The sequence below is a fragment of the Phytopseudomonas flavescens genome (assembly GCF_900100535.1).
In the GTDB taxonomy this organism is placed as follows: domain Bacteria; phylum Pseudomonadota; class Gammaproteobacteria; order Pseudomonadales; family Pseudomonadaceae; genus Aquipseudomonas; species Aquipseudomonas flavescens.
This window is the reverse complement of the sequence record NZ_FNDG01000008.1, coordinates 100,052-122,134: the sequence shown is the minus strand read 5'-3', so window position 1 is coordinate 122,134 and position 22,083 is coordinate 100,052. Positions and strand designations below refer to the sequence as shown.

The 22,083-nt window shown below is 64.0% G+C and carries 18 protein-coding genes; 10 read left to right on the top strand and 8 right to left on the bottom strand.

Annotation, left to right across the window (positions count from 1 at the left end; genetic code table 11):
* Positions 1 to 34: 34 nt before the first annotated feature.
* From BLR94_RS12550 to BLR94_RS12535, 4 genes are all read left to right on the top strand, one after another.
* The gene (locus BLR94_RS12550) at positions 35 to 781 is read left to right on the top strand and encodes a putative metalloprotease CJM1_0395 family protein (protein ID WP_084305158.1); all 747 of its coding nucleotides are present in this window, start codon (positions 35 to 37) and stop codon (positions 779 to 781) included.
* A gap of 161 nt (positions 782 to 942) precedes the next feature.
* Positions 943 to 2,748, top strand: a complete 1,806-nt coding sequence (locus tag BLR94_RS12545) for a phenylacyl-CoA dehydrogenase (protein ID WP_084305157.1) — start codon at positions 943 to 945, stop codon at positions 2,746 to 2,748.
* Between the two features lie 181 nt (positions 2,749 to 2,929).
* Positions 2,930 to 4,219, top strand: a complete 1,290-nt coding sequence (locus BLR94_RS12540) for a GGDEF domain-containing protein (protein ID WP_084305156.1) — start codon at positions 2,930 to 2,932, stop codon at positions 4,217 to 4,219.
* 106 nt (positions 4,220 to 4,325) lie between these two features.
* On the top strand, positions 4,326 to 6,104 hold the full coding sequence (locus BLR94_RS12535; RefSeq protein WP_084305155.1) for an acyl-CoA dehydrogenase C-terminal domain-containing protein: 1,779 nt from the start codon (positions 4,326 to 4,328) through the stop codon (positions 6,102 to 6,104).
* 356 nt (positions 6,105 to 6,460) lie between these two features.
* On the opposite strand, the gene BLR94_RS12530 is transcribed toward BLR94_RS12535, so the two are convergent.
* The 8 genes from BLR94_RS12530 to BLR94_RS12495 all read right to left on the bottom strand — a co-directional run bounded on the left by BLR94_RS12530 (position 6,461) and on the right by BLR94_RS12495 (position 14,530).
* On the bottom strand, positions 6,461 to 6,850 hold the full coding sequence (locus tag BLR94_RS12530; protein ID WP_084305153.1) for a YkvA family protein: 390 nt from the start codon (positions 6,848 to 6,850) through the stop codon (positions 6,461 to 6,463).
* Positions 6,847 to 7,980 carry an ABC transporter substrate-binding protein gene (locus tag BLR94_RS12525; RefSeq protein WP_084305151.1) on the bottom strand — a complete coding sequence of 378 codons (1,134 nt, stop codon included), beginning with the start codon at positions 7,978 to 7,980 and terminating at the stop codon, positions 6,847 to 6,849. The genes BLR94_RS12530 and BLR94_RS12525 overlap by 4 nt, the downstream gene beginning before the upstream one ends.
* Positions 7,980 to 8,750, bottom strand: coding sequence for an ABC transporter ATP-binding protein (locus BLR94_RS12520; RefSeq protein ID WP_084305149.1), 771 nt, complete (start codon positions 8,748 to 8,750; stop codon positions 7,980 to 7,982). Before BLR94_RS12520 ends, BLR94_RS12525 begins: the two co-directional genes overlap by 1 nt.
* Positions 8,747 to 9,799, bottom strand: a complete 1,053-nt coding sequence (locus BLR94_RS12515) for a FecCD family ABC transporter permease (protein ID WP_084305147.1) — start codon at positions 9,797 to 9,799, stop codon at positions 8,747 to 8,749. Before BLR94_RS12515 ends, BLR94_RS12520 begins: the two co-directional genes overlap by 4 nt.
* A gap of 2 nt (positions 9,800 to 9,801) precedes the next feature.
* Positions 9,802 to 12,249, bottom strand: coding sequence for a TonB-dependent siderophore receptor (locus tag BLR94_RS12510; protein ID WP_084305146.1), 2,448 nt, complete (start codon positions 12,247 to 12,249; stop codon positions 9,802 to 9,804).
* 115 nt (positions 12,250 to 12,364) lie between these two features.
* Positions 12,365 to 13,321 (bottom strand): FecR family protein, encoded by a 957-nt coding sequence (locus BLR94_RS12505; RefSeq protein ID WP_167359747.1) that lies wholly within the window; start codon positions 13,319 to 13,321, stop codon positions 12,365 to 12,367.
* Entirely contained in the window at positions 13,314 to 13,844 is a 531-nt protein-coding gene (locus BLR94_RS12500; protein ID WP_084305142.1) for a sigma-70 family RNA polymerase sigma factor, read from the bottom strand. The genes BLR94_RS12505 and BLR94_RS12500 overlap by 8 nt, the downstream gene beginning before the upstream one ends.
* A gap of 125 nt (positions 13,845 to 13,969) precedes the next feature.
* On the bottom strand, positions 13,970 to 14,530 hold the full coding sequence (locus BLR94_RS12495) for an NADPH-dependent FMN reductase (protein WP_084305140.1): 561 nt from the start codon (positions 14,528 to 14,530) through the stop codon (positions 13,970 to 13,972).
* A gap of 201 nt (positions 14,531 to 14,731) precedes the next feature.
* Between BLR94_RS12495 and BLR94_RS12490 the strand changes: the two genes are divergently transcribed.
* The 6 genes from BLR94_RS12490 to BLR94_RS12465 all read left to right on the top strand — a co-directional run bounded on the left by BLR94_RS12490 (position 14,732) and on the right by BLR94_RS12465 (position 22,079).
* Positions 14,732 to 14,890 (top strand): YqaE/Pmp3 family membrane protein, encoded by a 159-nt coding sequence (locus BLR94_RS12490; RefSeq protein WP_042553324.1) that lies wholly within the window; start codon positions 14,732 to 14,734, stop codon positions 14,888 to 14,890.
* Between the two features lie 428 nt (positions 14,891 to 15,318).
* On the top strand, positions 15,319 to 16,473 hold the full coding sequence (locus tag BLR94_RS12485; protein ID WP_084305138.1) for a mandelate racemase family protein: 1,155 nt from the start codon (positions 15,319 to 15,321) through the stop codon (positions 16,471 to 16,473).
* Between the two features lie 69 nt (positions 16,474 to 16,542).
* Positions 16,543 to 18,156: an ABC transporter substrate-binding protein gene (locus BLR94_RS12480; RefSeq protein WP_084305136.1), complete on the top strand. Its 1,614-nt coding sequence runs from the start codon at positions 16,543 to 16,545 to the stop codon at positions 18,154 to 18,156.
* A 66-nt stretch (positions 18,157 to 18,222) separates the two neighbouring features.
* Positions 18,223 to 19,260, top strand: coding sequence for an ABC transporter permease (locus BLR94_RS12475; RefSeq protein WP_084305134.1), 1,038 nt, complete (start codon positions 18,223 to 18,225; stop codon positions 19,258 to 19,260).
* 235 nt (positions 19,261 to 19,495) lie between these two features.
* Complete coding sequence (locus BLR94_RS12470) at positions 19,496 to 21,106, top strand: ABC transporter substrate-binding protein (RefSeq protein WP_084305132.1); 1,611 nt, start codon at positions 19,496 to 19,498, stop codon at positions 21,104 to 21,106.
* 58 nt (positions 21,107 to 21,164) lie between these two features.
* Complete coding sequence (locus BLR94_RS12465) at positions 21,165 to 22,079, top strand: ABC transporter permease (RefSeq protein ID WP_084305130.1); 915 nt, start codon at positions 21,165 to 21,167, stop codon at positions 22,077 to 22,079.
* The last annotated feature ends 4 nt before the right edge of the window (positions 22,080 to 22,083 follow it).

The following is a 22,083-nucleotide window of genomic DNA, read 5'->3' as shown; positions in this document are numbered from 1 at the left end:
CAGCCGGGCGCTCGACTCCAGGACGGAGTACGACATGCAGCTTGCTGGCTTCTCCTCCTCCTACCATTCCATGATGCCGGCGCTGCTCAGCGTGCCGCGCCCTGTCGAGTCCGCCAGTTCCCCCGACCTTGCCCGGGCCGCTTTCGCTCCCGTGGCGCCCGCTGCCGAAGCCGACTCTGCAAAGACTGCGACGGCGCAGGAAGAGCAGGATCAGCCAGAAGACGCCTCCAGCTCCGGCAAGCCCGGCGAGCAGCCTCGCACCACGCGCGAGGAGCAGGTAATGCAGCTCGAGATCGCCGAACTGGCCAACCGTGATCGTGAGGTGCGTACCCACGAACAGGCCCACGCCGCGGTCGGTGGCGTGCATGCCGGGGCGCCCACCTATTCCTACACCCGAGGGCCGGACGGCAAGCGCTATGCATCCTCGGGGGAGGTGAGCATTGACGTTGGTGCGGTTGCCAACGATCCGCAGGCGACGCTGAGCAAGATGCAGATCGTGATCCGGGCTGCGCTGGCGCCCGCCGAACCGTCGGCCCAGGATCGCAGTGTCGCCAGCCAGGCTCAGGCGCAGATGGCGGTGGCCCGTACCGAGCTTGCCGCGTTGCAGCGCAGCGAAGCCGAAGGCAAGCAGACGCCCGCCGACGAAGCGGGCAAGGAAAGCGACGACCCGTCGGTCACGTCCGCCGATCCTGAGGCCCGCCCGGGATCCGTTGCCATCAGCCTTTACGCGGCTTCTGCAGCCGATCATAAGCCTTCCGGGCTGCTCGACCTGCGCGTCTGAGCAGCCCGCGGCGGGCCTTGACAGCAAATGGGCGTAAACGTATGTTTCAAACATGCGTTTGAGTTGCTGCATGGCAACTGACCGCACCTGTATGACCATTCTGCAAACGACCGCCCATCGGTCATCCCAAACATAAGAGACCACCCGCAGAGGTACCCGCTATGCCTGAATACAAGGCCCCCTTGCGTGATATCCGTTTCGTTCGTGACGAACTGCTCGGCTATGAAGCGCATTACCAGAGCCTGCCCGGCTGCCAGGACGCCACGCCAGACATGGTCGATGCCATCCTCGAGGAAGGTGCCAAGTTCTGCGAGCAGGTGCTCTCTCCGCTGAATCGCGTGGGCGATACCGAAGGCTGCACCTGGAGCGAGTCCGGCGTGAAGACGCCGACAGGCTTCAAGGAAGCCTACAAGCAGTTCGTCGAAGGCGGTTGGCCGAGCCTGGCCCATGACCTCGAGCATGGCGGCCAGGGCCTGCCGGAGTCGCTTGGCCTGGCAGTCAGCGAGATGGTCGGCACTGCCAACTGGTCGTGGGGCATGTACCCGGGCCTGTCCCATGGCGCGATGAATACCATTTCCGCGCACGGCACGCCCGAACAGCAGCACACCTACCTGACCAAGCTGGTGTCCGGCGAATGGACCGGTACCATGTGTCTGACCGAAGCCCACTGCGGCACCGACCTGGGCATGCTGCGTACCCGTGCCGAACCTCAGGCGGACGGTTCCTACAAAATCTCCGGCACCAAGATCTTCATCTCGGCCGGTGAGCACGACATGGCCGATAACATCGTGCACATCGTGCTGGCTCGCCTGCCGGATGCGCCGGCTGGTACCAAAGGGATTTCCCTGTTCATCGTGCCGAAGTTCCTGCCCAGCGCCGAAGGTGGCATCGGCGAGCGCAACGGCGTGAGCTGTGGCTCCCTCGAGCACAAGATGGGCATTCACGGCAACGCCACCTGCGTGATGAACTTCGATGCCGCCACCGGTTTTTTGATCGGCCCGCCCAACAAGGGCCTGAACTGCATGTTCACCTTCATGAACACTGCCCGCCTGGGCACTGCTCTGCAGGGCCTGGCGCATGCCGAGCTCGGCTTCCAGGGGGGTATCAAGTACGCCCGTGATCGCCTGCAGATGCGTTCGCTGACTGGCCCGAAAGCGCCGGAAAAAGCGGCCGACCCGATCATCGTGCATCCCGATGTGCGCCGCATGCTGCTGACCATGAAGGCCTTCGCCGAGGGCAACCGGGCGATGGTCTACTTCACCGCCAAGCAGGTGGATATCCTCAAGCACAGTCAGGATGAGGAGCAGAAGAAAGCTGCGGATGGCCTGATGGCCTTCCTGACTCCGATCGCCAAGGCGTTCATGACCGAGGTGGGGTTTGAATCGGCCTCCCACGGCATGCAGATCTACGGTGGCCACGGCTTCATCAGCGAGTGGGGCATGGAGCAGAACCTGCGTGATTGCCGGATCTCGATGATGTACGAAGGCACCACCGGCGTTCAGGCCCTCGACCTGCTCGGTCGCAAGGTGCTGATGACCCAGGGTGAAGCGCTCAAGGGCTTCACCAAGATCGTCCACAAGTTCTGCCAGGCCAACGAAGGCAGCGAAGCCATCAGGGCGTTCGTCGAGCCGCTGGCCAAGTTGAACAAGGAGTGGGGTGAACTGACCCTGAAGATCGGCATGGCTGCCATGAAGGATCGTGAGGAAGTCGGTGCCGCCTCGGTGGACTACCTGATGTACTCCGGCTACGCCTGTCTGGCTTACTTCTGGGCCGACATGGCGCGTGTCGCCGCCGAGAAGATCGCTTCGGGCGAGGGTGACCAGGCCTTCTACAAGGCCAAGCTGCAGACCGCACAGTTCTACTACGCGCGCATCCTGCCGCGGACCCGCACCCACGTCGCGAGCATGCTGTCTGGCGCAAGCAGCCTGATGGACATGAACGAGGAAGATTTCGCCCTGGGTTACTGATTGCCCATGCGTTGCAAGAACCGCGGCCCAGTGGGTCGCGGTTTTTTATGTCTGTCTTCCGGGCTGGTATCGGCTGAGGTACTGCGGCACGACCTGCAGTGGTGAGATGCTCGGATCTCGTGCGTAGCTGACCAAATACAGGCAGAATGCCAGTCTCTTTCTGGTCATTGCGGAGCTCGTCTTGTCGCGCCTAACCGCCTTGCGCTTGGGACACTTCCTGCCAGCGTTGCTGCTGCTCGGTGGCGGATTGCTGGCCGCGACCTTGCCGAATCTGACCGACTTCTTCACGTCACTTTTCAATGTCTTGCCGACCCTGTTGCTGCTGCTGGGTGGCACGTTCTGCATGGTCTATGGCCGGCAGCGCGAGCTGTTCCTGCTGCTGGTGCTCTACCTGGGGTATTTCGTGCTCGACGAACAGGCCGACCATTACCGAACCTTCGGTCAGGTACGTGACGACGCGGCGCTGGTCTTTCACCTCTGCAGCCTGTTGCTGCCCACGCTCTACGGGTTGTTCGCCCTGTGGCGCGAGCGCACCCACCTGATCCAGGATCTGGTCGCCCGCCTTGCGGTGCTGCTGGCAGTTTGTGCCGTGGCCGCGGCGCTTGCGCGACGCTATCCGCAGGCGCTCGAGCAGTGGTTGTCGGTGATCCGCTGGCCCGCCCTGCACGCCGAGTGGATGAGCCTCGTGCAACTGGCCTATCCGCTGTTCCTGCTGGTCATCGTCGCACTGCTGGCGCAGTACCTGCGCACGCCACGCCCGGTACATGCGGTGCAGTGCGTCGGCGTGATCGCCCTGTTGTGGATGCTGCCCAATACCTTCATCCAGCCTCACGCGCTGCAGGTGATGTCCAGCGTGGTGATGCTGATGATCGTTGTCGGTGTGGCGCACGAGGCCTACCAGATGGCCTTCCGAGACGAGCTCACCGGGTTGCCGGGTCGGCGTGCGCTTAACGAGCGACTGCAGCGCTTGGGGCGCAGTTACGTACTCGCCATGGCAGATGTCGACCACTTCAAGAAATTCAACGATACCCACGGTCATGATGTCGGTGATCAGGTGCTGCGTGTGGTCGCCAGTCAGCTGCGCAGGGTCGGCGGCGGTGGCAAGGTCTACCGCTATGGCGGAGAGGAATTCACCCTGGTGTTTCCCGGCAAGACCATCGAACAGTGCCTGCCGCATCTGGAAGCGATACGCCAGACCGTCGAGCGCTACCGGATTCAGTTGCGCGATGGCCAGCAGCGCCCGAGCGATGACCAGTTGGGGCGTCAGCGCCGCCGGGGTTCCGCCGCCACCCATGTCTCCGTGACGGTGAGTATCGGGGTGGCTCAGCGTGGCGAGGAGCAGCGCAGTGTGGAGGAGGTTCTCAAGGCTGCCGACAAAGCCCTCTATGGTGCCAAGAGCGCAGGGCGCAATTGCGTGAGCAGTCAGGTTCAGCGGCGCGGCGCAGTCAAGTTGAAGGCCGAGCGCGGCTGATTGTCTGTGTGATCGATCAGTGGCTGACCGGTCACGACACGACCCTATGTGTCTGAAAAGTTGTTGGGCTAGACTCGGCTTCTGAACGTGCTACCGAGGACTTCCCATGGCCGATTACAAAGCTCCCCTGCGTGACATGCGCTTCGTGCTCAACGAGGTCCTCCAGGTCTCCAAACTGTGGGCGCAATTGCCTGCCCTGGCGGAGGTCGTCGATGAGGACACCGCCAATGCGATCCTCGAGGAGGCCGGCAAGATCACCGCGGGCCTGATCGCCCCACTCAATCGCGCCAGCGATGAAGAGGGCTGCTCCTGGGCCGACGGCGTGGTCACCACGCCAGCCGGCTTTATCGATGCTTACAAGGCGTACGCCGAGGGCGGCTGGGTCGGCGTGGGCGGTGATCCCCGGTTCGGCGGCATGGGCATGCCCAAGGTGATTTCCGCCCAGGTCGAGGAAATGGTCAACGCGTCCAGCTTGTCTTTCGGCCTGTATCCGATGCTGACTGCCGGGGCCTGCCTGTCGATCAACGCGCACGCCAGCGAAGAGCTGAAGCAGGCTTATCTGCCGAACCTGTATGCCGGCGTCTGGGCCGGTTCCATGTGCCTGACCGAACCCCATGCCGGCACCGACCTGGGCATCATCCGTACCAAGGCCGAGCCTCGGGCCGATGGCAGCTACACCGTCAGCGGCACCAAGATCTTCATCACCGGTGGCGAACACGACCTGACCGAGAACATCATTCACCTGGTACTGGCCAAGCTGCCCGATGCACCGGCCGGGCCCAAGGGCATTTCGCTGTTTCTGGTGCCCAAGTTCCTGGTCAATGCCGATGGCTCGCTGGGCGAGCGCAATGCGCTGTCCTGTGGCTCCATCGAGCACAAGATGGGCATCAAGGCATCGAGCACCTGTGTAATGAACTTCGATGGTGCCACCGGTTACATCATCGACGCGCCGAACCGCGGCCTGGCCGCCATGTTCACCATGATGAATTACGAGCGACTGGGGGTCGGCATCCAGGGGCTGTCGACCGGTGAGCGTTCCTACCAGAGCGCCATCGAATATGCCCGCGAGCGTATCCAGAGCCGTGCGCCAACTGGTGCCGTGGCCAAGGACAAGGCGGCCGACCCGATCATCGTCCATCCGGACGTGCGCCGTATGTTGCTGACCATGAAGGCGCTCAACGAGGGCGGGCGCGCTTTTTCCAGTTATGTCGCGATGCAGCTCGACACCGCCAAGTTCAGCGAAGATCCGATCACCCGCCAGCGCGCCGAAGAACTGGTGGCGCTGCTGACTCCGGTAGCCAAGGCGTTCCTGACCGATCTCGGCCTGGAAACCACCCTTCACGGCCAGCAGGTGTTCGGTGGGCATGGCTACGTGCGGGAGTGGGGCCAGGAGCAACTGGTTCGCGACTGCCGCATCACGCAGATCTACGAAGGCACCAATGGTATCCAGGCGCTGGATCTGGTCGGTCGCAAGGTGGTTGGCAGTGGTGGCGCCTTCTCCCGGCATTTCACCGATGAGATCCGTGGCTTCGCCAGCGCTGCGGATGCTCCGCCTGCCGAGTTCAGCGAGCCGCTGCTGGCTGCGGTCGCCATCCTGGAGGCGCAAACCACGGCACTGCTCGAGCGCGCACGGAGCAACCCCAACGAGATCGGCGCGGCCTCGGTGGAGTACCTGCACCTGTTCGGTTACACCGCCTACGCCTACATGTGGGCAATGATGGCCAAGGCGGCACTGGGTAAGGAAGGGCAGGAGGATTTCTACGCCAGCAAGCTGGGCACCGCGCGTTTCTACTTCGCTCGCCTGCTGCCACGCATCCATTCCCTGAGTGCGTCGGTGAGCGCTGGCAGCGAAAGCCTGTACCTGCTCGATGCCGAGCAGTTCTGACGGGGTGTGGTCCGCGCTGTCGTTGGCCTTCAGCGTGTAGGCCAATGCTTACACGCAGTTCTGCCTTTAGCCACTATTGGCATTTGCAGGCGAAGCGTAATCTTTACTTCAAGGACTTAGCGCAGGAAGCGCAATGAAGCAGACAGGGATACGTGGGACGCTGCCAGGATGGCGCGCTGATCAAGGATGTCAGGATACAGACTGAAAAACCCCGCCTCGGCGGGGTTTTCTTTTTGGGGCGAATAAAGTCAGTCACACCCGATGACGTGTTTCATGGCCGCTGCCAATGCCTTACTTATCGTCCAACTGCCAGCCCGCCTGCCGAGGCGCCGGCCCTGCTCTTCATCTGATCGTTGTCATCCCCGAAGCCCGCGCCAGACCAGTGCTGCGAGCAGCACCCAGAGCGCCACGATGCTTGCCGCCGCCACCCAGCGACCACGCCCGCCGATGCGCGTGTCGGCCAGGCGTTCGGCTTGCGGGCGACAACGCTGGATCAACTCGGCAGGCGTCAGGCGCACGGCCAGAGCGATGCCCAGCGGCAACAGCAGCAAGTCGTCGAGCAGGCCGAGCACCGGAATGAAATCCGGGATCAGGTCCACCGGGCTGACGGCATACAGCACCACGGCGATGCCCAGCAGCTTGGCTGGCCAGGGCATGTCTGGCTGACGGCAGCAGAGCCAGAGCAGGATGATCTGACGTTTGAGCGCCTTGGCCCAGGCGCGCAGGGTGCTCAGCAGGGTTTTCATGGGGTTGCCTCATCGATGCCGCAGTGGCGGGCGGAGAATACCAGTGGCGCGTCGGGTAGTTCGGTGAAGCGAGCGATCCAGGCGCGATAGCTGGCCTCCTCATCGAGGTCGGCGAAGGCTTGCGGCCAGAGCATGCTGGCCAGGTATTCGACGCCGATGACGTTGAACATGCTGTTGTAGAACTGATGGTAAAGGCCGTGGACGCAGTGGTTCGGCGCCTGGCGGATGCGCTCGAAGCCCGGCCGTTGCAGCAGGCGGTGAAGATGATCCTGCACGGCGCCTGGGTCGGCACGATAGCCGAGCGGCAAAGCACCCACGCCTTCACGCAGGCGCTGAGTGCCGGTCATCACGTAATGATCCGGTTTGCTGCGGATAAGCATCTCCAGGGCGACGTCTCCGGAGTCGCCAAGCAGCAGCCGCGAGCCCAGATTGGTCGCGCCGAGCGCCTTGACCAGCGCCCCCCAGCCCTTGTCGCCCTGGGTATGACAACAGCTACCGCTGCCGGCCTGGCCCGCTCGGGCTTCGATGAACACCCGGGGTTTGGGGAGGTCACCGCTGCGTCGCTGCAAGTCGTGGAGTTTTGCCTGATAGGCGTCGACGTAGGCCCGTGCGCGAGCCTGGCGATTCAGTACGTCTCCGAGCAGCAACAGGCTGCGCGGTACGTTGCGCAGCGGGTCATCCTGGCTGTCGACGTAGATCAACGGGATGCCCAGGCGTTCGAGCAGGCTGCCAAGCACGCTGTTTTCCACGGCCGGCCTGGCCTCCAGACGCACCACCAGCAAGTCCGGGTGAAGGCGAATGACGCGCTCGATATCCACATCCCCGGCGGAGGAAAAGCCCAGTGTCGGTATCTGGGCGGCAGCTGGCCAGCGTTCCACCAGCAGTTGCCAGAGGCTGGGATCCGAGCCGCGCAGGTTGTTATTGAAGGCCACCACGCGGGCCAGTGGCGCTTCACGCTCGAGAATGGCCAGGGCCAGCAGGTCATTGCTGTCCTGCAGCAGGATCCGCTGCGGCGGTGCCTCGATGCGCACCTCACGGCCGGCGAGGTCGATCACGGTGCGTGGATAGTCATCGGCGAGGACGGCAGCGCCTGTCAGCAGCAGGATCACCGCCAGCGCAGCACGAAGCATCACAGCGAAGCATCCACGGCAATTTGCAGGTGGCCACGGCTACAGGTTTCGACCCGTGCATCGACCTTGTAGACCTCCGCCAGCAGCGCCGGAGTGAGCGTCCGTTGTGGGCTGCCGCTGGCCTGCACGCGGCCGTTGGCGAGCACCACCAGGCGATCTGCCCAGCGCGCGGCGAGGGCCAGGTCATGCAGCACCACGACGACGATTCGGCCCTGGTCGGCAAGACCGCGCACAGTGCCCATCACCCGGTTCTGGTGGTGCAGATCGAGGGCGCTGGTGGGTTCGTCGAGCAGCAGCGATGGCTCGCGAATCATCGCCTGAGCCAGGCTCACCAGTTGTCGCTGACCACCGGACAACTGCTCGAGCGGGCGCATGGCCAGGTGCACGATGCCAAGCTGCTCCAGCACGCCATGGGCTCGCTGCATGGCGCCCGGCGTGTGACCGGTCTGGCCGGCATGCAGGGCGCCGAGCAGGGTTTCCAGTACGCTCATGGCGATACCGTCGGGCAATTGCTGGGGCATGAAACCCATCTGCTGCGCGCGCTCGCGGCGCGAGCAGCGCAGCAGGTCCAGCTCGCCCAGGAGCAGGCTGCCGGTCGTGGGCAGCAGCCCTGCCAGGCTGCGTAGCAGCGTGGACTTGCCGGCGCCATTGGGGCCGACCAGCGCCACCAGCGTCCCCGGCTCAATGGCGGGCAGATCAATGCCATGGAGAATCTGCGTGCCACGGCAGTGCACCTGCAGCCCGGCAATCGTCAGGGCTGGCGCAGTCATGGGCGCCGCCCCTGGCGCAGCAGCAGCGTCATGAACAGCGGCACGCCGATCAGTGCGGTGACGATACCCACCGGCAGGATCACGCCAGCAATCACCAGCTTGCTGGCGATCGAGGCGAGGGACATCACCAGTGCACCGACCAGCGCGCTGACCGGCAGGAAGAAGCGGTGATCCTCGCCGATCAGCAGGCGTGCGATATGCGGGCCGACCAGGCCGATGAAACCGATGGTGCCGACGAAGGCCACCGCCGTGGCGGCCAGCAGGCTGATGCGCAGCAGCGAGCCGAAACGCAGGCGGCCGACATCGATACCCAGGGTCAGCGCACGCTCCTCGCCGAGGCGCAGGGCTGTCAGTGGCCAGGCCGCGCGCAGGCTGAAGGGAATGGTCAGCACCACCATCAGGGCGAGGGTCTGCACGGCAGGCCAGCTGGAGCGGGTCAGGCTGCCGAGGCTCCAGAACACCAGTTGTTGCAGGGCGTCGGGTGCGGCGATGTATTGCAACAGGGCGACCAGCGCGTTGTAGCAGAACACCAGGGCGATACCGAACAGCAGCAGGGTCTGCACGCCGCCAGCCAGGCGCGCGACGCCCTGTAGCAGGAGCACCGAGGCGAAGGCGAAGAAGAAGGCGTTCAGGGTCACCAGGGCACTATCCGGTACACCGGGCATGCCCAGGTTGAGGACGATGGCCAGCGCCGCTCCGAGCGAGGCGGCGGAGGACAGACCGAGGGTGAAGGGATCGGCCAGGGGATTACCCAGCACCGTCTGCATTTCCGCACCGGCCAGCGAGAGGGCCACGCCGACCAGCACCGCCATCAACGCGAAGGGCAGACGCAGTTCGCGGACGATCACCTGCGTGTCGATATCCACCGTCTGGGGTGTGAACAGCGCACCCAGCACTTCACCAGGCGAAAACAGCGTGGAGCCGATGGCGATATCCAGCACCAGGCTGATGAACACCGCCACCAGCAGTGCCGCGCAGATCAGCAGACGCTTGTGCAGCACCCGCCCGTACGCCGCGGCCAGCTCCCGGGCCGTGAAGGTGTCGTGCATGGCTAGAATTTCGCGCTGAGGGTGGCCAGCAGCGAGGCCGGCTCGCCGTAGTAGTTGCCATCGGTGGAGGCGACGGTTTCCAGATACTCGCGATCGGTGAGGTTGCGTCCATTGAGCGACACGCGAACCTGTTCGCTGAGGTCGTAGAACAGGCTGGCGTCGAAGCGCGTGTAGCCGGAAACGTCGTAGCTGTTCTCCAGATTGCCCTCGCGGGCGCCCACGGCGATCACCCCGGCACCGAAGCCCAACCCCTTCAGGCTGCCGGACTGCAACTGGTAGCTGCTCCACAGCGAGCCGCTCAGGGTGGGCACGCCCTGCAGCTTGTTGCCTTCACGCAGCAGTGAATCAGCGCTGGGCGTGTGCTGGGTCAGTTCGGCATTGAGCACGCTGGCGTTGGCGATGATGTGCCAGCCGTCCATCGGTTCGCCGACGATATCCAGCTCGACGCCACGCACGCGCTGTTCGCCGGTCTGGATGGCGCGATCCTCTATCTCCGGGTCGGTACTGGCGAGGTTTTCCCGGGTCAACTGGAACGCCGCCAGCGTGGCGCTCAGGCGCTGTGGCATCAGCTCGACCTTGGCGCCCACTTCGAACTGCTTGCCTTGCTCCGGGTCCAGAGGCCGCCCCGAGCGATCGATATCGCCCTGAGGGACGAACGAGGTGCTGTAGCTTGCGTAGAGCGACAGCCGATCGCTGGGCTGGTAGACCAGGCCGATGCGCGGGGAGACCTTTTCCGGATCGAGGTTGTTAGCAACCTCGCTGTAGTCGTCTTCGATGGTCAGGTTCTTCTGCCGGGTGCTGTCGTAGCGAGCCCCGACCAGCAGTTTCCACTGGCTGCTCAGGTCGATCTGATCCTGCAGGTACAGGCTCTGGGTTTCCAGCTCGTACTCCGAGCCGCCGCCGTAGGTGAATGTGCCGGGCACCGCACCGTAGACCGGCTGGTAGATATCGATATCGGCCAGCGGCGCACGGTCGCTGGCGGCATGCAGGTCGCCGTCGAGGTATTCGACGCCGACCAGGGCCGTGTGTTGCAGGCCGCCAGTGGCGAAGCGGGCGATGGCCTCGAACTGCATGTCCAGAGTGCGTACGGCTTCCTTGCCGTCGGTGGCGCGGCGGCGCAGAGTGCGGCCGTCGGCGCGCATGTCGCGTAGGTCGACGACGTAGCGCTGTTTGTCCGACTCGTCCCAGCGGGTCGACTGGCGCAGGGTCAGCCAGTCATTGACGTCATGCTCGACACGCCACCAGGCTGCGACCTTGTTGGCGTCGTCGTGGGACCAGGGCTCGTGCAGGAAGCGCTCCGGCTTCATGCTGATGCGGCCGTTCTGCGGGATCACGCCGCGGTCGAACTGGCTGGTCTGGTTGGTGTACTCCAGGCCACCATCGACCCGGGTGTATTCGGACGGCTCCCAGCGCAACGTAGGGGAGATGTAGGTGTGGCGGTTGTCGCGGAAGGTATCGCGGAAGCTGCTTTCGGTCTGCCCGGCGATGGCGATGCGCCCGGCCAGGGTTTTCGCTTCGTCCAGCGGGCCGCTGGCGTTGACCTCCAGGCGGTAGAAGTCTTCGCTGCCGGCCTGGGCCTTGATCCGGGTCTCCGGCGTGAACGTCGGTTTGCGGGTCACCAGGTTGATCAGCCCGCCGGGGTCGCCCTGGCCGTAAAGCACCGAGGCCGGGCCCTTGAGCACTTCCACGCGTTCGACGTTGACCAGATCGCTGATCACTTCAGGGCGCGATACAAGTGGGTTCATCAGCATGCCGTCGACCGCGTAGGTACGGGAGTGGAAGCCGCGCACCACGAAGCTCTCGGTGGAGCCACCGTGGGAGTTGCCGCGCTGCACGCTGCTGACGTTGACCAGGGCGTCGGCCAACTGGTTGAGTTGCTGGTCCTCGAGAACCTGGCGGGGCACCACCTGGATGGACTGCGGGATGTCGCGCAGGGCGCTGTCGGTCTTGCTGCCAGTGGCGCTGCGGGTGGCGCGGTAACCGCTGACCGGGCCATCGGCATACTCGTGCTCGCCGCTGGCGCTGATGGTCGACGGCGCCAGGGCCATCGAGCCGCTGCTGTTCTGCGGGGACAGCAGCAGGGTGCGTTCCGGGGTGAGCGTCCAGCCCAGGCCGGAGCCTTGCAACAGCAGATCGAGCGCCTGCCGCTCGCTGTAGTTGCCCTGCACCGCCGGTGCGTTCAGGCCTTCGGCAAGGCGCGCGTCGAAACTGACCTGGATGCCCCGTTGGCTGCCGAAGGTAGCGAGCGCCGAGGCCAGCGGTTGGCTGGCGATGGAGAACGCATGGCGTTGCTGGTCTTCGCCGCTGCCTGGCGCCTGCAGGGCGCTCTGTGCCACGCTCGGAAGCGAGCCGAGCAGCAGGCAGGGGGCGGCGAGGCAGCCGATGCCGAAACGCAAGGCGAGTCGAGGAGAAAAGCGCAAACGCGGCACCAGCATGCTGTCGTCCTTCATACATATCGTTAACGTTTGAGAGGGATTCTCAAATTTACGGTTGTAAAGACGACACCCTCGGCGTTTTTTTTCATCGCCGAGGGATTTTTTTAGGGTTGCCTGCCGCGCGATGCGATCAAGGGGTTCCCAGTACCCGTACCCAGGGCGTCATGCGCCGGCTGGGGGCCGATAGCGATTGAGCCAGGGCGCCGAGGGCACGGTCCGGGTCGCGCATGTCGTAGATGCCGCTCAGGCGTCGTTCAGCCAGGGCCGGGTCGGCAAGCACGATCCAGCCCGGTGTGTAGCGGCGCATCTGTTCAAGGATTTCGCCGACGCTGGCGTTCTCCACGAACAACTGGCCACGTCGCCAGGCTGCCACACGCGCTCTGTCGACACGCAGATGCTGCACGGTGCCGCTGAACCTGTCCTGGCGCAGACCTTCACCAGGGCGAAGGTCATCTTCGCTGCTGGCGCCATCGACCTGGCTGCTTACGCGCACCAGGCCACGCTGTACGGCTACATCCAGATAACGTTCGCCCAGGTCGACTTCGAACGCGGTGCCGAGTACCCGCACTTCGCTGCTACCGGCCTTGACCACGAAGGGCCGGCCGGCATCGCGCTGCACATCGAAGAACGCCTGGCCGGCCAGTAGCTGCAGGTCACGGCGTTCGCTGCGGTATTCGCTGCGCAAGGCACTGCGCGGGCCAAGGGTGACCTGCGAGCCGTCGGCCAGGGTCAGCGTGCGGGTTTCCCCGGCGGCGGTGATGTAGTCCGCCTGCCAGTGCAAGGCGGCCTGGGGATAGCTGAGGATCGCCAGCGCAGCGATACCGGCCGCCAGCGCAGCGGACAACCAGCGGCGTTTGCGCCGCGGCCGCCGGAGGTCGGCCGGTTGAGCGGCTTGCGCCGGAGGGGCACGCAGTTGCGCGATGCCGCCCAAGACCCGTTCGATCTGTTGCCAGGCGTGGCGGTGCGCCGGGCTCTGCGCCAGCCAGCGCTCGAAATCCGCTCGCGAGGCCGGCGTTTCGCTGAGGCGCAGGTGCCAGTCGGCAGCCTGTTCGAGCAGGTCGTCGGTATCGCCTGGGGAGTCAATCACACTGCTGCTCTCGTGGGCCATCAGCGGGCAGGGCGCGGGCCAGGCGTACCAGCGCGTCACGCACCAGGCGGTGAGCTGTGGCCAAAGACACACCAAGCTGTTCGGCGATCTGCGCCAGGGTCTTGCCACCCAGGCGGTGCATCTCCAAGGCGCGGCGGCTTTGCTCCGGCAGATCCGCCAGTGCGCTGGACAGCTGCTCCAGCTCATCGCTGTGCAGGCAGGCCTCTTCGGGGCCGGCGACCAGAGTGGGCAGCAGCCAGTCCGGCGGCATGGCGTGGCGCCTCTGTTCGCGGGCTTCGCTCAGGCGCATGTCGAGGGCAAGGTTGCGCACGATGCGATACAGGTAGGCAACGGGCTGTTCGATGGCTTGAAGCTCGGGGCGCTGCAGGGGATGCAGGCGCAGATAGGCTTCCTGAACGACATCCTCGGCACGATCCCGATCCCGGGTGATCTGCGCCGCATAGTTGACCAGTGCCCTGCGGCAGGACAGGAAGATATCCAGCTTCTCGGCCGAATCGTTCATGGTTGCGCCTCGTCGTACTGCAGACGCAAATCGTCTGGCCCGGCAAAGGCGGTACTCTAGACCTGATTGAGAGGCTTTTTCAATTGAGAGGGAGCCCGGCAGGCGGGCTCCCTGATTGGCGGCGATCAGTCCTCGGCAATTTTCTCGACCCAGGCGGCATAGGCGTCGATGAATTTCTGCAGGAACGGCCTGATACCGTCGCTCAGCTTGCCGCTTTCATCGAAGAAGTTGCCGGCGCCGCCCAGGTAGGCTTCCGGCTGTTGCAGCAGGGGCATATCGAGAAACACCAGCGCCTGGCGCAGTTGATGGTTGGCACCGAAACCGCCCACTGCACCTGGGGAGGCGCTCACCACGCCAGCCGGCTTGCCGCTGAACGCGCTCTGGCCGTAGGGGCGCGAACCTACGTCGACGGCATTCTTGAGAGGGGCGGGAATCGAGCGGTTGTATTCAGGGGTGATGAACAGCACGGCATCCGCCGCCTTCACCTGGGCGCGGAAGTGGCTGTAAGTAGCGGGTGCCGGATCGACGTCGATGTCTTCGTTATACAAGGGAAGATCACCAATTTCGACGATTTTCAGACTCAGGTTCTGGGGTGCCAGGTCGGCCAGTGCCAAGGCGAGTTTGCGGTTGATCGACGCCTTGCGCAGGCTGCCGACCAGGACGGCGACTTTATAAGTCTTGCTCATGAGGATTCTCTCGCAGAGGAGTGGTTGAAGATTCAGTCAGGACACTATAGTTGCCCGCACAGCGCTGCGGACAGATATCCCAAGGGGCGCCGCAGAGCCCCCGAGGCGCGGTAGGGCGGGGATTTTCCTTGAACCCGTTGGCCGCAGCGAAGTCGATTGTCAGGTATCGCCCAGCCGGGCCAACCCAATAGGACATACATCATGGATCTGATCCGCATTCTGATCGCCATTCTTCTCCCGCCTCTCGGCGTTTTTCTGCAGGTCGGTTTCGGCGGCGCCTTTTGGCTGAATATCCTGCTGACCCTGTGCGGCTATTTCCCGGGCATCATTCATGCGGTGTATATCATCGCCAAGCGCTGAGCCCAGGCGACTTCAAAAAAACCGCGCACTGCGCGGTTTTTTCATGCCTGCGATGTCCTGCACGGCAACTGCTGCTGTATGACAACCTGTTCGAGTTGTCTTTTTTACGGCGAACCCGCTTTCATCTGTTTTTCACCGCAAGGTCGTTGCTGGTGGCCGATTTTCTATCGGCTGTGCACGTCTGATCCCCTGCGACGATCACGTGTATACGCTAATTTGTTTTTTAAATAATTGATTTTTAATGTTTTTATTTTAAGAAAGGTTTGGTTTGAGGTTTTCATGATGACTATTTCGCCTGTTCCCAGGCGGTGACTTTATTGCATTTTGGTTCTTGACAGCGTTTTGGATTGGCCTGATTATCGCCGCATTCGCTGTATGACAACATACATCGAGACGCTCGAATAATCACAAAATCCAAGGCGCGCTCAATGAAGATCACCCAGGTCAATGTCGAGGTTTTCACCTATCCCACCCGCCGTAGCGTCGATGCTGCCGGCCATGCCCATCCAGGCGAAGAATCCCTGGCCAAGATGGCGCTGCTGCGCATCGCCACCGAAGATGGCGCGCAAGGCTACGCCTTCGGTGCTCCCGAATTGATTCGTCCACACATCATCGACAGCTTCGTGCGCAAGGTGCTGATCGGCCAGAACGTCATGGACCGCGAGAAGATCTGGCAGGACCTCGCCCACTGGCAGCGCGGCAGCGCCAGTCAGTTGACCGACCGCGCGCTGGCGCTCGTCGAGCAGGCGTTGTGGGATTGGGCAGGGCGCACATTCAAGCAGCCGGTGCACAAGCTGATTGGCGGTTACCGTGACAAGGTGCTGGCCTATGGGTCGACCATGTGCGGCGATGACCTGCCGGGTGGTCTGTCGACTCCCGAGGAGTACGGCCGCTTCGCCGAGCAACTGGTGGCTCGCGGCTACAAGGCGATCAAGCTGCACACCTGGATGCCGCCGATCTCCTTCGCGCCGGATGCGAAGATGGACGTGCGTGCCTGTGCTGCCGTGCGCGAGGCGGTTGGCCCGGACATCGCCCTGATGCTCGACGGTTATCACTGGTACAGCCGCACCGACGCGCTGTACATAGGTCGTGAACTGGAGAAGCTCGACTTCACCTGGTTCGAAGAGCCGATGATGGAAGAGTCCGCCGAGTCCTATGCCTGGCTGGCGGCCAACCTGGATATCCCGGTGCTGGGGCCGGAATCCCTCGGTGGCAAGTACATGAGCCGTGCCAGCTGGGTCGGGCAGGGCGCCTGTGACATCCTGCGCGCCGGCGTGGCCGGGGTCGGCGGTATCGCGCCGTGCCTGAAGGTCGCACACCTGGCCGAATCCTATGGCATGCACTGCGAGATTCACGGCAACGGCGCCGCCAACCTGGCGGTGGTCGGTGCGATCAAGAACTGTGACTGGTACGAGCGCGGTCTGCTGCACCCGTTCCTCGAGTACGACGATGTACCGGCTTACCTGAACAGCATCGTCGACCCGATGGACAGCGACGGCTACGTACACCTGCCGGATCGCCCGGGCCTGGGCGAGGACATCAACTTCGCCTACATCGAGACGAACACCGTCAACCGGTACTGATGCGCCGGCACGCAGCCGCACGCGGCTGCGCCGTTTCTGAGAGTCGAATAACTATAAGAAGGCTATCTCATGATCCAACCACTTCCGCATCTGCTGGCGGGCCTGCTGGCCGCTACCCTGGCCCTGGGCTCCGTGACCACGGTGCAGGCCAAGACACCTGTCGATCAGCTGATCGTCGGCATGAGCATGATCAACCTGCTGTCCCTCGATCCTGCGGCCGCTACCGGCCTGGACGTGTCCGAAGTCAACGCCAACCTGTACGACATGCTGCTGGTGCAGGATGCTGCCGCGCCGGACACCCTGGTGCCGGCCCTGGCCGAGCGCTGGGAAATCAGCGATGACCACAAGACGCTGACCTTCCACCTGCGCAGCGGCGTCACGTTCCACTCCGGCAACGAGCTGACCGCCCAGGACGTGATCTGGTCGTTGCAGCGCGTACTCAAGCTCAACCTGGCGCTGGCGTCGACCTGGAAGGCTTACGGCTTCACCGCCGATAACGTGGAGCAGCAGATCCGCGCCCCCGATGAGCACACCGTGGTGATCGAGCTGGCTCGCCCGACCGATCCGATGCTGGTGCTCAATACCCTGGCCACTTCGCCCAGTGCCTTTATCCTTGACAAGAAAGAGGTGCTCAAGCACGCCAAGAATGGCGACATGGGCGGTGCCTGGCTGACCACCAATGCGGCGGGCAGCGGGCCGTTCGTGCTCAACGCCTGGCGCGCCAACGACGTGATTCTGATGACCCGCTTCGAGCAATACTGGGGTGGCCCGGCCAAGCTCAAGCGCGTGGTGATGCGCAACATGACCGAGTCGCAGTCGCTGCGCCTGATGGTCGAGCGTGGCGACCTGGATATCGCCCGCGGCATGTCGGCGCCGGACATCACGGCGCTGAGCAGCTCGGACAAGGTCAAGACCCAGACCGTGCAGCGCGGCACGCTGTACTACGTGGCGCTGAGCACCAAGCAGCCGATGTTTGCCGACGCCCGCGTACGCAAGGCGGTTCGCTCGCTGATCGACTACCAGGGCCTCAACGAGGTGGTGATGCCGCACTACGGCACCCTCAACCAGCGCCCGATGCCGCTCGGCCTGCCGGCGCGTCTCGACGATCCGGGCTATCGCCTGAACGTCGAGGAAGCCAGGAAGCTGCTGGCCGAAGCCGGTTACCCGGACGGTTTCCAGACCACCATCCGCGTGCTTGCCGAACCCCCCTTCATCAACATCGCCTCCAGCCTGCAGTCGACCCTTGCCCAGGCCGGTATCAAGGCACGTATCGTCACCGGTACCGGCACTCAGGTGTACGGCGCCATGCGTGAGCGCACCTTCGACATCATCGTCGGTCGAGGCGGTGGCGGCGCCGAACGTCACCCGCATTCCAGCCTGCGCACCCTGGTCTACAACCCGGACAACCGTGACGAAGCCAAGCTGAGCAACTTCCAGGGCTGGCGTACCTCGTTCTACAGCCCCGAGCTCAATGCGCTGATCGAAAAGGCCGAGGTCGAGCCGGACAAGCAGACCCAGATGGATCTGTACCACCAGTTTCAAAACCTCTACGACGAGCAGGTCGGCGCCATCATGCCGATTTCACAGATGACCGACACGGTGGTGATCTACCACGACGTGGTCGGCTACATCGGTCACAGCGCGGCGACCACGCGCTACAAGGATGTGCACAAGGATCGTTGAGCCACGAAGCGGCTGTGTGGCCGCCTTTGGTGAGATGAACGAGCTGCGATCAATCGGGAGCCTGTTATGTTCGCTTCGACTGCGTCTTTCTTCGGCACGCGGATGGGCGGCACCTCACGTCGTTTCGGCGCGGTGCTGATGACCCTGCTGGGCTTGCTGGCGATGACCTTCTTCATCGGCCGAGTGATGCCACTCGATCCGGTGCTGGCGGTGGTCGGCCCGGATGCCGACAGTTCCACCTACGACCAGGTCTATCAGGCCATGGGCCTGGACCGGCCGCTGCTGGTGCAGTTCGGCTACTACCTGCGCGACCTGGCCCAGGGCAATTTCGGTAATGCGCTGCTCACCGGCCACCCGGTGATCGAGGACATCGCCCGGGTGTTCCCGGCGACCATCGAGCTGGCCACGCTGGCGATCATCTTCGGTGTGGTGCTCGGCCTGCCGCTGGGCGTATTCGCCGCCGCCAACCAGGGCCGCATGGGCGATCACCTGGCCCGTGTGGTGACCCTGTTCGGTTACTCCACGCCGATCTTCTGGCTGGGCATGATGGGCCTGCTGGTGTTCTATGCCTGGCTCGGCTGGGCGGGTGGTGCCGGGCGCATCGATCTGGCCTACGACGGCATGGTGCCCTCGGTGACCGGCCTGCTGCTGATCGACAGTGCCATCGCCGGCGACTGGGAGGCCTTCTCCAGTGCCCTCAAGCACATCCTCCTGCCGGCGCTGATCCTGGGCCTCAACTCGGTGGCCTACATCAGCCGCATGACCCGCAGCTTCATGCTCGAGCAGCTGTCCCAGGAATACATCCTCACCGCTCGGGTCAAGGGCCTGTCGCGGCGCAAGGTGATCTGGGGTCATGCCTTCCGCAACATCCTCGTGCAACTGCTCACCGTGGTGGCGCTGGCCTATGGCTCGTTGCTCGAAGGGGCGGTGCTGATCGAGACGGTGTTCGCCTGGCCCGGCTTCGGCCAGTACCTGACCAGCAGCCTGCTGCTCGGTGACATGAACGCGGTGATGGGCTGCGTGCTGGTGATCGGCTTCATCTTCGTCGGTCTCAATCTGCTCAGCGATGCGCTGTACAAGGTGTTCGACCCGCGTACCCGCTGACTGGGATCTGTAGATGTTTCACTCACGGCCGCGCCGGGCCCGTTTTTGCGCGAGAACTCTCGCCATGCGTTGTTGGAGGGCTAGGACGGCTAGTCCATTACCGGCGTCCTGCGCCTGGCAGATCGCCGCCCGGCCTGGCGAGGTTTGTCGCGGCAACGCGGCTCGTGATGAAACGTCCACGAACCCCAATCCGTCGATTGCAGCCCTTCAATAATTACAAAATAGGGACATCCGCATGAAATCGTTTCGTTCCACGCTGCTCGGCGGCGTGCTCGGTGCGCTGCTGTGTAGCGCTCCGCTGCTGACCGCCCAGGCCAAGACCCCGGACGATCAACTGATCGTCGGCATGAGCATGGCCAACCTGTTTTCCATCGACCCGGCCAATGCGCCGGGGCTCGATGCCTCGGGCATCAACGCCAACCTGTACGACACCCTGGTGCTGCGCAAGGACGGCAGCCCCGACGCGCACATCCCGCAATTGGCCGAGCGCTGGAGCGTCAGCGAAGACGGTCGCCGGCTGACCTTCCACCTGCGCGACGGCGTGCGCTTCCATTCCGGTAACACGCTGACCGCCGAGGACGTCGCCTGGTCGCTTTACCGCGTGCTGAAGCTCAACTTCGGCCTGGCCACCACCTGGAAGGCCTACGGCTACACCCTGGACAACGTTCAGCAACTGATCCGCGCCGAGAACGACTCGACGCTGGTCATCGAGCTGCCGCAGCCGACCGACCCGCTGCTGGTGATCGATACCCTGGCCACTTCGCCAAGCGCCGTGGTGCTGGATCGCAAGAGCGTGCTCGAACATGAAAAGGACGGCGATCTGGGCGCTGCCTGGCTGGTCACCAACGAAGCCGGCAGCGGTCCGTTCACCCTCAGCGCCTGGCGTGCCAACGACGCCCTGGTGATGACCGCGTTCGCCGATTACTGGGGCGGCGCGAGCAAGCTCAAGCGCGTGCTGATCCGCCATATCACCGAATCCCAGTCGCTGCGTCTGATGCTCGAGCGCGGTGACCTGGACATGGGCTACGGCATGGCCGCCTCCGACGTTCAGGCGCTGGCTGCCAAGGGCAACATGCAGATCCAGCCGCTGCAGCGCGGCACCATGTACTACGTTGCCATGAGCATGAAGCAGGCGCCGTTCGACGATATCCGTGTGCGCAAGGCCGTGCGATCACTGATCGACTATCAGGGCCTGGACAAGGTGGTGATGCCTTACTACGGCAAGCTCAACCAGCAGCCCATGCAATTGGGGCTGGCGGCGCGCCTGCCGGACCCGGGCTACAGGCTGGACGTCGACGCCGCCAAGGTGCTGCTCGCCGAGGCCGGTCATCCGCAGGGGTTCAAGACCACCATCCGCACCCTGGCCGAGCCGCCTTTCGTCAACATCGCCTCGAGCCTGCAGTCGACCCTCGCCCAGGCCGGCATTCAGGCGAGCATCGTCACCGGTACCGGCAACCAGGTGTACGGCGCCATGCGCGCCCGCAACTTCGAGATCATCGTGGCCCGCGGCGCCGAGCGTTATCCGCACCCGTACTTCAGCCTGCGCACCTTCGTTTACAACCCGGACAACCGCGATGAGGCCGGTATCGCCAACTTCCAGGGCTGGCGCGCGGCGTTTCAGGACGAAGAGCTCAACAGCCTGATCGACACGCTCGGCGTGGAGCGCGACGAAGCCGCCAAGCTGAGCCTGTACCACCGCGTGCAGCAGCGTTACGACGAGCTGGCAGGGCCGATCATGATGATTTCGCAGATGACCGATCCGCTGGTCAGCGCGGCTGACATCAAGGGATTCCAGGGGGCCGACGCCGAGGCGACGCGTTACCTGGGTGTGTACAAGCAGCGTTGAGTGAACGGGCGCGGCAGCGTGCCCCTTACCGACCCGAACCGAGTTCCGGAGGCATACGATGATTGCCAACATCTCTTCATCTTCATCCATCAAGCGCACCGGCGAGCAGACGCCAGTCTCGGCGTTCCAGGCGTTCTGCCACAGCAGCGTGCGCGTGTTGCAGCATCTGCTGCGCAACCCCATGACGCTGATGGGCTCGAGCGTGGTCCTGCTGCTGGTTCTGGTGGCGGCCTTCGCGCCGTGGATCGCCACCCACGACCCGATCGTGCAGAACCTCGGCAACGCCCTGCAGGCACCGAGCGCAGCGCACTGGTTCGGCACCGACGAGTACGGCCGCGACGTGTTCAGCCGGCTGGTCTACGGCTCGCGCATCACCCTGTACATCATTGCTCTGGTGACCATCATCGTTGGCCCCATCGGCCTGCTGGTGGGCACCATCTCCGGCTACTTCGGCGGCTTCGTCGACGCGCTGTTCATGCGTATCACCGACATCTTCATCTCGTTCCCCAGCCTGGTGCTGGCGCTGGCCTTCATCGCTGCACTGGGCCCAGGCCTGGAGCATGCGGTCATCGCCATCGCGCTGACCTCCTGGCCGCCCATCGCCCGTCTGGCCCGGGCGGAAACCCTGTCGCTGCGCAATGCCGATTTCGTCGTCGCGGTGCAACTGCAGGGCGCCTCGTCGTCGCGCATCATCCTTCGCCACATCATGCCCATGTGCCTGTCGTCGGTGATCATCCGCCTGACCATGAACATGGCCAGCATCATTCTCACCGCCGCCGCGTTGGGCTTTCTCGGCCTCGGTGCCCAGGCACCGCTGCCGGAGTGGGGCGCGATGATTTCCACCGGGCGCCGCTACATGCTCGAGTGCTGGTGGCTGGTAGCCGTTCCGGGGGCGACCATCATGCTGGTCAGCCTGGCGTTCAATCTGTTGGGGGACGGTCTGCGCGACGTTCTCGATCCGCGCAGCGAATAAGGGG

Coding starts and splice junctions, on each gene's coding strand:
- BLR94_RS12470 (WP_084305132.1), top strand. CDS start 19,496: ATGAAATCGTTTCGTTCCACGCTGCTCGGCGGCGTGCTCGGTGCGCTG.
- BLR94_RS12550 (WP_084305158.1), top strand. CDS start 35: ATGCAGCTTGCTGGCTTCTCCTCCTCCTACCATTCCATGATGCCGGCG.
- BLR94_RS12545 (WP_084305157.1), top strand. CDS start 943: ATGCCTGAATACAAGGCCCCCTTGCGTGATATCCGTTTCGTTCGTGAC.
- BLR94_RS12485 (WP_084305138.1), top strand. CDS start 15,319: ATGAAGATCACCCAGGTCAATGTCGAGGTTTTCACCTATCCCACCCGC.
- BLR94_RS12510 (WP_084305146.1), bottom strand. CDS start 12,249: ATGAAGGACGACAGCATGCTGGTGCCGCGTTTGCGCTTTTCTCCTCGA.
- BLR94_RS12475 (WP_084305134.1), top strand. CDS start 18,223: ATGTTCGCTTCGACTGCGTCTTTCTTCGGCACGCGGATGGGCGGCACC.
- BLR94_RS12515 (WP_084305147.1), bottom strand. CDS start 9,799: ATGCACGACACCTTCACGGCCCGGGAGCTGGCCGCGGCGTACGGGCGG.
- BLR94_RS12465 (WP_084305130.1), top strand. CDS start 21,165: ATGATTGCCAACATCTCTTCATCTTCATCCATCAAGCGCACCGGCGAG.
- BLR94_RS12535 (WP_084305155.1), top strand. CDS start 4,326: ATGGCCGATTACAAAGCTCCCCTGCGTGACATGCGCTTCGTGCTCAAC.
- BLR94_RS12490 (WP_042553324.1), top strand. CDS start 14,732: ATGGATCTGATCCGCATTCTGATCGCCATTCTTCTCCCGCCTCTCGGC.
- BLR94_RS12495 (WP_084305140.1), bottom strand. CDS start 14,530: ATGAGCAAGACTTATAAAGTCGCCGTCCTGGTCGGCAGCCTGCGCAAG.
- BLR94_RS12530 (WP_084305153.1), bottom strand. CDS start 6,850: ATGAAAACCCTGCTGAGCACCCTGCGCGCCTGGGCCAAGGCGCTCAAA.
- BLR94_RS12480 (WP_084305136.1), top strand. CDS start 16,543: ATGATCCAACCACTTCCGCATCTGCTGGCGGGCCTGCTGGCCGCTACC.
- BLR94_RS12520 (WP_084305149.1), bottom strand. CDS start 8,750: ATGACTGCGCCAGCCCTGACGATTGCCGGGCTGCAGGTGCACTGCCGT.
- BLR94_RS12500 (WP_084305142.1), bottom strand. CDS start 13,844: ATGAACGATTCGGCCGAGAAGCTGGATATCTTCCTGTCCTGCCGCAGG.
- BLR94_RS12525 (WP_084305151.1), bottom strand. CDS start 7,980: ATGCTTCGTGCTGCGCTGGCGGTGATCCTGCTGCTGACAGGCGCTGCC.